General features: G+C 70.0%; 11 protein-coding genes and 1 pseudogene. 7 read left to right on the top strand and 5 right to left on the bottom strand.

Annotation, left to right across the window (positions count from 1 at the left end):
• Positions 1-147 precede the first annotated feature (147 nt).
• A complete protein-coding gene (locus tag EFK10_RS05855; protein ID WP_127354691.1) occupies positions 148-363 on the bottom strand; it encodes a hypothetical protein in 216 nt (71 codons plus the stop codon).
• Positions 364-808: 445 nt separating this feature from the next.
• Here EFK10_RS05855 and EFK10_RS05850 point away from each other — a divergent pair, with 445 nt between their 5' ends.
• The 4 genes and pseudogenes from EFK10_RS05850 to EFK10_RS05830 all read left to right on the top strand — a co-directional run bounded on the left by EFK10_RS05850 (position 809) and on the right by EFK10_RS05830 (position 4,258).
• Positions 809-1,537: a dienelactone hydrolase family protein gene (locus EFK10_RS05850; RefSeq protein ID WP_127354690.1), complete on the top strand. Its 729-nt coding sequence runs from the start codon at positions 809-811 to the stop codon at positions 1,535-1,537.
• A gap of 442 nt (positions 1,538-1,979) precedes the next feature.
• Complete coding sequence (locus tag EFK10_RS05840; RefSeq protein WP_240677019.1) at positions 1,980-2,345, top strand: tyrosine-type recombinase/integrase; 366 nt, start codon at positions 1,980-1,982, stop codon at positions 2,343-2,345.
• Positions 2,342-2,669: pseudogene (locus EFK10_RS05835) on the top strand (helix-turn-helix domain-containing protein). The gene EFK10_RS05840 and the pseudogene EFK10_RS05835 overlap by 4 nt, the downstream one beginning before the upstream one ends.
• Positions 2,666-4,258: a hypothetical protein gene (locus tag EFK10_RS05830; protein ID WP_127354688.1), complete on the top strand. Its 1,593-nt coding sequence runs from the start codon at positions 2,666-2,668 to the stop codon at positions 4,256-4,258. Before EFK10_RS05835 ends, EFK10_RS05830 begins: the two are co-directional and overlap by 4 nt.
• A 16-nt stretch (positions 4,259-4,274) precedes the next feature.
• On the opposite strand, the gene EFK10_RS05825 is transcribed toward EFK10_RS05830, so the two are convergent.
• The gene (locus tag EFK10_RS05825) at positions 4,275-5,048 is read right to left on the bottom strand and encodes a dienelactone hydrolase family protein (protein ID WP_127354687.1); all 774 of its coding nucleotides are present in this window, start codon (positions 5,046-5,048) and stop codon (positions 4,275-4,277) included.
• 109 nt (positions 5,049-5,157) lie between these two features.
• Between EFK10_RS05825 and EFK10_RS05820 the strand changes: the two genes are divergently transcribed.
• Together EFK10_RS05820 and EFK10_RS51895 are read left to right on the top strand one after the other, a co-directional pair.
• A complete protein-coding gene (locus EFK10_RS05820) occupies positions 5,158-5,640 on the top strand; it encodes a MarR family winged helix-turn-helix transcriptional regulator (protein ID WP_127354686.1) in 483 nt (160 codons plus the stop codon).
• Between the two features lie 145 nt (positions 5,641-5,785).
• Complete coding sequence (locus EFK10_RS51895) at positions 5,786-5,920, top strand: hypothetical protein (RefSeq protein ID WP_265737475.1); 135 nt, start codon at positions 5,786-5,788, stop codon at positions 5,918-5,920.
• Positions 5,921-5,944: 24 nt separating this feature from the next.
• Here EFK10_RS51895 and EFK10_RS05810 read toward each other — a convergent pair whose 3' ends face one another.
• The 3 genes from EFK10_RS05810 to EFK10_RS05800 are packed head-to-tail and all read right to left on the bottom strand — an operon-like array spanning position 5,945 to position 9,116.
• A complete protein-coding gene (locus tag EFK10_RS05810) occupies positions 5,945-7,717 on the bottom strand; it encodes an ABC transporter permease (RefSeq protein ID WP_127354685.1) in 1,773 nt (590 codons plus the stop codon).
• Positions 7,718-7,719: 2 nt separating this feature from the next.
• On the bottom strand, positions 7,720-8,577 hold the full coding sequence (locus tag EFK10_RS05805; protein ID WP_127354684.1) for an ABC transporter ATP-binding protein: 858 nt from the start codon (positions 8,575-8,577) through the stop codon (positions 7,720-7,722).
• Positions 8,574-9,116, bottom strand: coding sequence for a PadR family transcriptional regulator (locus tag EFK10_RS05800; protein WP_127354683.1), 543 nt, complete (start codon positions 9,114-9,116; stop codon positions 8,574-8,576). The genes EFK10_RS05805 and EFK10_RS05800 overlap by 4 nt, the downstream gene beginning before the upstream one ends.
• 284 nt (positions 9,117-9,400) lie before the next feature.
• On the opposite strand from EFK10_RS05800, the gene EFK10_RS05795 reads away from it, so the two are divergent.
• Positions 9,401-9,683: recombinase family protein (locus EFK10_RS05795; protein WP_240677018.1), on the top strand; the 283-nt coding region annotated here is incomplete at its 3' end.

Here is a 9,683-nt window from a genome sequence, read left to right as displayed (position 1 = left end):
TGTCCCTCCTCTCGCTGATGTTCCAGCTGCACCGCGTCCGCGACCAGATAAGGGAGGCGGAGACGGCGCCCCGCGATGGCTGTCCACCCCGCCGACCGGCTGGCGCACCGCATCGTCGAGGACGACCAGATCCACGTCTTCCCGGAGTCACGCGGCAACACCGCCGAGGGTGGTGGCGCGGGTGAGGGCCTGTTCGGCAGTGGTGATCTCGGTGCGGGTGGTCTCGGGCAGGATGAGCCACAGGTTCGGCCAGAGGACGGGCAGGTCCAGGTGGTGGTCGCGCTCCAGGCGGACGGTGACGGCCTGGATGCGGTGGCCGCTACAGGCGGGCCGGTCCGGCTCCTCGGCGGCGACGCGCTGCATCGCATGGTGCGCGGCCCGGCGCGGTGCGGGATCGGTCCGGCGCCCGTCACGGCCAAGGCGCGGGCATCGGCGTCGGGTTGTTGCCAGTAGCGGTGTGCGGCGGCGGTCCAGCGGGCATGGCGGCGGGTGACACGGGTGTGGGCCTGCTGTCGCAGCGGGCGTGGCCAGGTGCGCCAGCCGCTGGCCAGTACGGTGCGCTGGACCAGCCTCCCCAGGCTCTGGGATGCCGGCCCGGCCGCAGCGGCGGCGGCGGCGAGGACCGCGCCGAGCAAGACGACTTGGCCGCCGACGGTAGTTGCGGCGGGGCCTGGGCCCTTTCCGCCTGGCTCGAATCGATACATTATCGAGACTTGCAATTCCTTGCGTAAATCATGTGATTCTGATAAACTGCACACTTTGCAAGATAGTGTCGCCGAGGCATCCAACAGCGACGCTAGGAGAGCGAATGCCATCGATCGGCCACCCCCTGGCTTACCACGACGCAGGGACTCCCCTGACGGGCGTGCTGTACCGCGGTGAAGCGGAGCAACAGACGCGACCTGGCATCCTGCTCATCCACGGCGGCGCGGGACTGGACGACCACGCACGCGACCAAGCGCAACGCTGGGCAGCACTTGGCTACGTTGTGCTGGCCTGCGACATGTACGGCGACGGCGTGGCCGGCGACCGTCAGCGGATCATGAGCTGCGTGACAGCCCTGCGCGACGATCCCGCCACGCTGGTCACGCGCGCCAGGGCCGGTCTGGACGCGCTCAGGGACTGCCCAGACACCGACGGCCGCTTTGCCGCCGTCGGCTTCTGCTTCGGCGGAATGGCCGCTCTGACGCTGGCCCGGTCCGGGGAGGGGATCGCAGGCGCCGTCAGCATCCACGGCAGCCTCACGACGCCGGCCCCGGCACAACCACACACCGTCCGCGCCAAGATCCTCGCCTGCCACGGCGCCTCAGATCCCCACGTACCGCCAGCGGACGTCACAGCGTTCACCCAGGAGATGGAGGACGCCCGCGCGGACTGGCAGCTCATCATGTACGGCGGCGCCCTGCACGGCTTCACCCACCGCCACACCCAGCCAGGCGCAACACCCGGCGTGGCCTACGACGAACGCGCCGACCGACGCTCATTCGCGACCGCGAGCCAGTTCCTCGCCGAGGCGTTCACCGAGCAGACAGCATGAACTCCCGTAATCAATCATGCTCGGCCCTTGAGGGGCCCGAGGGGGTCTGGCCCGAAAAACTCTTGGCCCACCGAGTTGGACGTGCTCGCCGAGGATCTGGACAAACGACTTGGGGAGGTCGAGGCGGAGCGGGAGGAGTTGGTGGTCGTCGAGCGGGTGCTGCTCCGGCTGGCCGGCGGCAACGATGTTGCGGTCGGACTCCGGAGTACTCGCTGTCGTAGGCGTCAGCGCGGCCTCGAATGCGGCAAGAGCCGAGGATGCGGAGCGCGAGGACTGCTTGGGCTCAGGGGTCCTGGACATGGAGCCATCGTGCCGGACGAGTCATCGAAAGACTTTGGCATTTACGGCGTCCATGATCGGGTCGGCCTCTGCCCGACTTCGCTCCATCCGCTCGTGTACCGCGATCGAGGCTGCTTAAGGAACCTCAAGGACGTGCCCCCGGATGGCGCAACGCCCACCATTCCTCGCTGAGGCCAGCCCAGCGAGGAATGGTGGGACGACGCAGGAAGTGCGCCGTGGCGCAGCGAGATCAGTCGGCCAGCCGGTTGATGGCAGCGGCAGTGATCCCGCGGCCAAAGCCCATCTGCCGGGGTGGGGCGAGAAGCTGACGCCGCACGTCCTCCGGCACTTCTGCGCGTCCCAACTCTACGGAAACGGACTGGACTTGCTCGCGATCCAGGAGGTCTTGGGGCGCTCCTGGATCGCCACGACTATGCGCTATATCCACGTGCAGCAGACCCGGGTCGAGGACGCCTGGGCCGCCGGGATGGAACGGGCCGCGAAGCGACTCGAAGGACTGGTCCGATGAGGTGGAACCTGCGGCTGACCGCCGCGAACAAGGGCATCTGGAAGGCGTCTGAGCTTGCGAAACCTTGCGGAACACGGCCTGGTGATCTCGGCCGGGAAGATGTCCGGGCTGTGGTCCGGGCAGCCGGTCTCGCTCAAACTGGAGGACCTGGACGTCATCTGCGTCGTCCTCGGCTGCGAGATCGGTGACCTGCTGATCCCGGAGCCGGGCAAGGTCAACCGGCCCGGTCAGGAGGAGGCCGGTCAAGTCGCGGTCGGCTCCGGCACTGCTGCGCCGGCGGTGGTGCCCAAGCGTCGCGATGGCCGGTCGCTGCCTCCGGTATGAGCCGGTATCCGAAGGGCTACCGCAAGCCCACCGACTCCTGCGACAACTGCTTGGCCTGGGGCGACTTCAGCGGACGCTTCTGCCAGACCTGCTACATGTTCGGCCGCAGCCACGAGACGGCCACCTGCGTCGGCTGCCGCCGCGTCCAGCCGCTGAAGTGGGGTTACTGCCGTCTGTGCTGGTGCCAGGCCCGCCTCCACACCCAGGCCGCTGTCGGTCCGCTGACTGCCGGGGCCGACGTGATTGCCCGGCTCCAGGCCGTCCGGCACCATCAGCTGTTCTTCGTGGGCCTGCACCATCGCAACGGCTCGGCACCCGCCCCTCCACAGCGCGGAGGACGACGGGGACCGCCCCGCAAGCCGCCGCCCGCGCCGGCCTGGTGGCCGAGCGCCGACTGGAGGCAGTTGCCGCTGTTCGAGCAGATCCCGCATGACTACAGCCGTCTCGACCCGACAGCCGTCGACCTGGCCAGCCCGTGGCTGGCCTGGGCGAAGTACCTCGCCCACCGGCTCGCCGAAGCGCGGGGATGGGGGCGCAACATCCGCTTCGCCGTCAACCGCGGCCTGGCCCTAGTCCTCACCGAGTACGTCGAGGGCGATGTCATCCGCCACAGCGAGATCTTCACCCCGCTCCGGGCCCGCGACCTGCCGGTCGGACATACCGTCACGGTCCTGGAGGAGATGGGAATCTTCCTGGACGACAGTGAGCCCACCTTCGAACGCTGGCTCGCCGAGCGCCTGGAAGGACTTGCGCCCGGCATCGGCGCGGAGGCCGAGCGCTGGACCCGGACCCTGCGCGACGGCGGCCCCCGCAGCCTGCCCCGGCGGCAAGGCACGGTCTGGCTCTACCTCAACCATGTCCGACCGGCGCTGCTGGAGTGGTCGAACCGCTACGACCACCTGCGGGAAGTCACCCGCGACGATGTCCTCACCCACGTCAAAAAGCTGCACGGCCACCATCGCCGCGACCAGCCCGTCGCCCTGCGCTCACTGTTCACCTGGGCCAAGCGGGCAGGTCTCGTCTTCCGCAACCCCACCAGCCGGATCAAGGTCGGTCAGTACGAGTACGGCGTGATTCAACCGCTCGTCCCTGCCCAGGTCGACCGGTCCGTCGCGGCAGCCATCACCCCGGCGGCACGACTCATCCTCGCCCTCGCCGCGGTGCACGCTGCCCGAGTCGCCCAGATCGGCGCCCTCATGCTCGACGACCTCGACGTCGGCAACCGCCGGCTGACCGTCGCCGGACGAGTACGCCCGCTCGACGACCTCACCCTGAAACTGCTGCTGGACTGGCTGGAGCACCGACGGAGCCGGTGGCCGATCACAGCCAACCTCCACCTGCTGATCAACAACCAGACCGCCACCAAGACCAACCGCGCCAGCAACCACTGGATCAGCGCCACGCTGCGCGGACAGGACGCGACGCTGGAGCGGCTCCGCGTCGACCGGCAACTCGAAGAGGCCCTCACCCACGGGCCCGATCCGCTCCACCTCGCCGAGGTGTTCGGGCTCGACGAGAAGACCGCGATGCGCTACTCGGACTCCGCACGAGCACTACTGGAACAGGCCGCTGAACAGCAGCTTCGGTGACGTCCGGGTTCTGCCGTCAGTTTTCGGGGAGCTCGGGGAGCCGCGGCTGCACGGGTTTCAGTCCGCCCAGGGTGAGGTCGAGGAGGGGGAGCAGGCGGTCCCAGTGGCGCTGCAGTGCGGAGGGGTTGAAGGCGTCGGTGTCGGACATGGTGAAGCCGTGGACGGTGCCGGGGTAGATCTCGGAGGTGTAGTTGACACCTGCGGCGTCCAGGGCCTGGTTGAGCTCGCCGAGGGCCTCGGGCGTCATGTCGGTTTCGGCGTGGCCGAGGTGGACCTGGGCGGTGAGCTTGGAGAGGAGGTTGGGCCCGTCGGCGCCCACGGGGCCGTGGAATCCGGCGACGGCGGCCACCTGGCCGGGGTGGGCCGCGGCGGTGCGCATCGCCAGGAGGCCGCCTATGCAGTAGCCGGTCACCGCGAGCGGTCCGGCGCCGACCTCGGGCTGGGTGGTGAGGAACCTGAGGTAGGCGTCGGCGTCGCTCAGGACACGTTCGGTGGTGTGCGCCTCGATCAAGGGCATCAGCTGGGCGATGACCGCGGGCCGGACCTCTTCTCCGATGTGCTCGGGAAGTTCGATCACCGGTGCCGGGCCGTGCCGGTAGAAGAGGTTGGGGACGAGTACGTAATACCCGTGCCCGGCCAGTTCGCGGGCCATCTCCTGCAGCACGGGCCGGATGCCGAAGCCGTCCGCGTACATCAGCACCCCTGGGTGCCGCTCGCCGTGGTCGGGGAAGGCGGCGAAGGCGTCGGCCTGGCCGTCTGTGGTGGGGATCTGCAGTGTCTTGGTGGGCAAGAGCTTCCTTCCTCGGAGTTCACTCGATAAACGTTCGTCGTACTAACGTTTTCGGCGCGAGTGACCGTACATCGTTAGTCGGACTAACGCAATGGATAGGATGGGCGCCATGATCAGAGCCGAAGCCGCGGACATGCCCGACGACAGCGCGCTCAAGACGCCCGACAGGCTGCGTCGGCGGGCGAGCCGACTGTTGTCGCAGCTGACCACGCGGTCGGACCGGCTGATTACCGAGGGGCTGGCCGGGGCCGACGCCCGCAAGTGGCACTACGCCGTGCTCACCTCGCTACAGGAGCACGGGCCGGCCAGCCAGGCGGAGCTGAGTAGACGTTCCGGCATCTACCGCAGCGACATGGTCGGCGTGCTCAACGAACTGGCCGAGCGTGACCTCGTCGAGCGGGCGCCGGACCCCGATGACCGGCGCCGCAACATCATCACGATCTCCACCCGAGGCCGCCGTCACCTACGCCGCCTCGACAAGGTCCTGGACGACCTCCACGACGAACTGCTCGCACCGCTGAGTCCGGCCGAACGCGACCAGTTCGTGCAGTTGCTCACCCGCTTGCTGGACCACCACACCCGGACCTCCTGACCCCGCGTTCCTACCGAACCCACGGATACACCCAACTGATGCACACGGACCGACCCGCGAGTTCTCGCTGAACAAGCTTCAGTTCCGCTGAACCCACGGGCCTCCTCGGGTGTGAGTAGTTGCGGTACAGGAAACCCCGGCGAGATTGATCTTGGTTGCTTTTAGCAGACCGGGTTCGGGCGCCTTCCTGGGCCGCTACCTGATCAACATCAAGGCCAGCGGCCCCGGCCAGGGCCTGCGCCCCTTCCGTGCCCCGGACGCCGCCGAGGACGATGACTGATCGGCGGCCCTGGTGAAGGGTCCGTCATGCGGGTTCGGCGTTGAGGACGCGCCCCGCGGGCTTGCGGGTGTGGGCCCACGCGGGCAGGGCGGTCAGCGCTCCGACTGCCAGCAGGGTGGCGAGTGCGGCGGTGAGCAGCCACGCCGCCGGGGGCGTGACCTGCGTGCCGAAGAACCAGTACAGGCCGAGCCCGGCGGGAATACCCGCCGCCACTGCGGGCACGGCGGGCAGGAGTTGCGCGATGCACAGGGCCGTGACGACCTGGCCGGGTGTGGCGCCGAGGGTACGGGTGATGGTCAGGGCGCGGCGGCCCTGCACGGCGGTGCTCCAGCCGAGGAGCACGGTGTTGAGCGTGGACAGGGCCACCAGGGCGAGGGTGACGGCGAGCAGCACCTGGCCGGTCTGGTCGGTCCGCACTTCGATGGGGCCGAACCGCTTGAAGGCGGGGGCCGCGTCGAGCTCGGCGTGGAAGGTGAGCACCGCGGTGACCATGATGGTGGTGGCGGCCGTGCCGGCGGAGGCCAGGGCGGCGCGGCCGGGCCGGCGGGCGAGCAGTCGGATGCCGAGCAGCAGCGACGTGGGCAGATACGCCGTCACCGCGTTCAGGTGCGGGTGGTGCGTGAGCATGTGCGCCGGGTCGGCCAGGGCGTTGACGGTGCTGGTGCGGGCGGCACGCACGGCGGGGCCGAGCGCACCGGTCAGGGCGACCACGATGGCGAGGAAGACCGCGGCGGAGACGGTGACGGAGTCCGGAGGGCTGACGGTGTCGAGCAGCCCGGCGCTGGGATCGACCAGGTGGGGTGCGGCCAGAGTCCCGGTGGCCAGACCGAGCGCGGTGGCCAGGACGGTCAGCAGCAGGTACTGCGCCAGCAGTACGGCGGTGACGGTGCCGGGGCCGGCGCCGACGGCCTTGAGCAGTGCGGCACGCCGGTTGTCGCGGGTGGCGCGTGCGGTGGCGAGCGCGGCGAGGGTGACGATCGCGGCGACGGCGAGCAGCCAGCCGCCGATGACCAGAGTGGGCTGGGTGTCCTTGATCATGTTCGTGTCCGTTTGGAGGACGTTCTGCCAGTAGTGGTAGTTGAGCCAGCCGTCGGGCCTGATGGCCTGGACGGCCGCGGACTTGCCGAAGCCGTCGGTCGCAGCGGGGTCGGACAGCTTCAGGTAGATCAGGTAGACACCGGAAGTGTCGCCTGCCGCCGCGTGGGCGTCGGCGGTGGTGAGCCAGACCATGCCGCCGGCGTCGGACGGCCCGACCTGCGCCGGGTCGCCCCACGGATACACCGAGGTGGCCGCGCTGATCGCGGTCCCGACGACCGGGATGCTGCGCCCGCTGACGGTGATGCTGTCGCCGTCGCGCACGCCGAGTGCTTGCGCGAAGCCGCGCTCGACCACCGCGCCGCCGGGACGCACCCAGGTGCCCGAGGTCACCAGCGGCCGGTCCACGGCGGACCGTGAGTTGTCGCGCCCCTCGACCGCGGAGTGCGCGGAACGGCCGTGAGCCCGGATGGTGGTGTCGAACGCGAAGAACGGGCCGCCGAGGGCAGTCACACCGGGCGTATGTGCGAGGCGCGAGGCAAAGCCGGAGGGGTTCGGGTCCGTCGTCGAGGACATCACGTCGGGGCCGGCGGTGGCCGCGCGGGTCTTGGCGTATCCGGTGGACACGGCGTTGGTGGTCGCGGTTCCGAGGGTCAGGGAGGCGGTGGCGAGGGTGACGGCGAGCAGGAACATGACGGCCACGCCGGGACGGCGGCGCATGTCGTGCAGGATCAGACGCCACATCAGCAGCAGGTGTCCCACGGTCAGTCCTCCCAGTGCAGCAGGGCGCCGAGCCCTGTGCCGCCGCCGCTGTCACCACTGCCGCCGCCTCTGCCGCTGTCCAGGGGGGTGTCGTCGGCCACCGTCCCGTCGCGCAGGGAGACGATGCGGTCCGCCGTGGCGGCGACACGCTCGTCATGGGTGACCATGACCAGGGTCTGGCCGCCGGCGTGTAGCTCGTCGAAGAGCCGGAGGATGTCGTGGGTCGCGGCACTGTCGAGGTTTCCGGTGGGCTCGTCCGCGAGGACGACCAGCGGCTTGTTGACCAGGGCACGGGCGATGGCGACCCGCTGCCGCTGCCCGCCGGACAGCTCGGAGGGAAGATGCCGGGCGCGGTCGGAGAGCCCTACCTGATCGAGGAGTTCGGCGGCACGGACGCGGGCGGTGCGCGGTGAGGCGCCGGCGAGCAGCGCGGGCAGCTCGACGTTCTGCGCCGCGGTCAGCTCGTGCATCAGGTGGTAGGCCTGGAACACGAATCCCACGGCGCGGCGCCGCAGCCTGGCCAGCGCCCGTTCGCTGAGGTGGTCGATGCGCCGCCCGCCGAGCCACACCTCGCCGTCGGTGGGCCGGTCCAGCCCGCCGAGGAGCTGCAGCAGCGTCGACTTGCCGCAGCCACTGGGCCCGGTCACGGCGAGCGTCTGCCCGGCGGGAACATCAAGGTCGAGCCCGTCGACGGCCCACACCACACTCTCCTCCTCCCCGTACACCCGCGACAGGCCGACCGTACGAAGCACCGGCGCGGGCCCATCGCCGGGCTCGCGGTCAACCGGCCCTGCACCCGGGCCCGCGTTCGTGCCCCTGCGCAGCGACAGGCCCATGGCCCGCGGCACGTCTCTCGTCATCCGATTCCTCCGCCTTCCCCACGTGGGGCGCGGGCGGACCAGGTCCGCTCGCACGCCTCCAACCAGCGCAGATCGGCCTGCAACCGGAGCGCGATGCCCTCCAGAAGCAGCCCGGCCCGCGAGTCCATGTCGTGAGCAAGGACGGCGCGCTGGGCCTCGGCAAGGCTGCGCATCAGCTCCCGCCGCCGGGCCTCGACGAGCGCGAGCGGATCGGCCAGACCCGACTCGGCGGCGGCCACCAGCTTCAGGTGGAACTCCGTCACATCCGCTCTGGGCCCGGCACCCTCGGCCATCCACGCGGCCACCCGCTCCTGCCCGGCCACGGTCAGCCCGTACACCTTGCGCCGCGAGCCGCGCACCGGCACGTCCACACGCTCGAGGACGACCAGCCCCGCCTTCTCGAGCCTGGTGAGGGTCACATAGATCTGCCCCGCGTTCAGCGTCTCCCCCAACGGTCCGAGCGCCGCCGCCAACCGCCTGCGCAGGTCGTACCCATGCGACGGCTCCTTGACCAGCAGCGCCAGCACCACGTCCTGCACGAACCGCCCTCCTCTACGAACAGCCAATAGATAGCGGTTATCTATCGAGGCGTCAAACCGGCCCCCTGAACCCCATCCGCGGTCGCGGAGGCGCACCGCCTCCGCGCCACAGCGCCACGTCACACCGTGCCCCTCGGCCCCGAGCCGGGACCCTGGCCCAGTACGACGCACGCGTGCCGGCCGCCGCCTGACCGCGCTCCGGCCCTGAAGATCGCACTGCGGGGCCGCCCGGACTTCGCAGGGCTTTCAAAAACCCCTTCAACCCCGGCCCACCGTTTTCTGACATGATCCGGGGCCATGACCGCCCTCGAACCGGACGGCGAGCCGGGCCTTCTCGTCGCGGAGCCGCTCGTCCGCACCGAATCAGAATCGGCTACGCCCGGGTCTCGACCGGCGGGCAGAAGCTGGAGCGGCAGCTTGACGCGCTCACCGCCGCCGGATGCCGGAAGATCTTCGCGGACAAAAAGTCCGCTAAGTGGTCCGTTCCGGAAATCCTTCGGGGGTTGATCAAGCCGCCAGTGCGGCGGAGGATTCTTCCTGGTGATCGGCGGTGTGCCGGTCGAGTCT

The sequence above is a fragment of the Streptomyces soli genome (assembly GCF_003999195.1).
Taxonomy (GTDB): domain Bacteria; phylum Actinomycetota; class Actinomycetes; order Streptomycetales; family Streptomycetaceae; genus Actinacidiphila; species Actinacidiphila soli.
The sequence above is the reverse complement of the archived record's forward strand: the minus strand, read 5'-3'. Positions and strand labels throughout refer to the sequence as shown.

Bases quoted from the DNA above. Each gene is read 5' to 3' on its own strand.
- EFK10_RS05820 (WP_127354686.1), top strand. From the start codon at position 5,158: ATGATCAGAGCCGAAGCCGCGGACATGCCCGACGACAGCGCGCTCAAG.
- EFK10_RS05855 (WP_127354691.1), bottom strand. From the start codon at position 363: ATGCAGCGCGTCGCCGCCGAGGAGCCGGACCGGCCCGCCTGTAGCGGC.
- EFK10_RS05850 (WP_127354690.1), top strand. From the start codon at position 809: ATGCCATCGATCGGCCACCCCCTGGCTTACCACGACGCAGGGACTCCC.
- EFK10_RS05830 (WP_127354688.1), top strand. From the start codon at position 2,666: ATGAGCCGGTATCCGAAGGGCTACCGCAAGCCCACCGACTCCTGCGAC.
- EFK10_RS05805 (WP_127354684.1), bottom strand. From the start codon at position 8,577: ATGACGAGAGACGTGCCGCGGGCCATGGGCCTGTCGCTGCGCAGGGGC.
- EFK10_RS05840 (WP_240677019.1), top strand. From the start codon at position 1,980: ATGGCGCAACGCCCACCATTCCTCGCTGAGGCCAGCCCAGCGAGGAAT.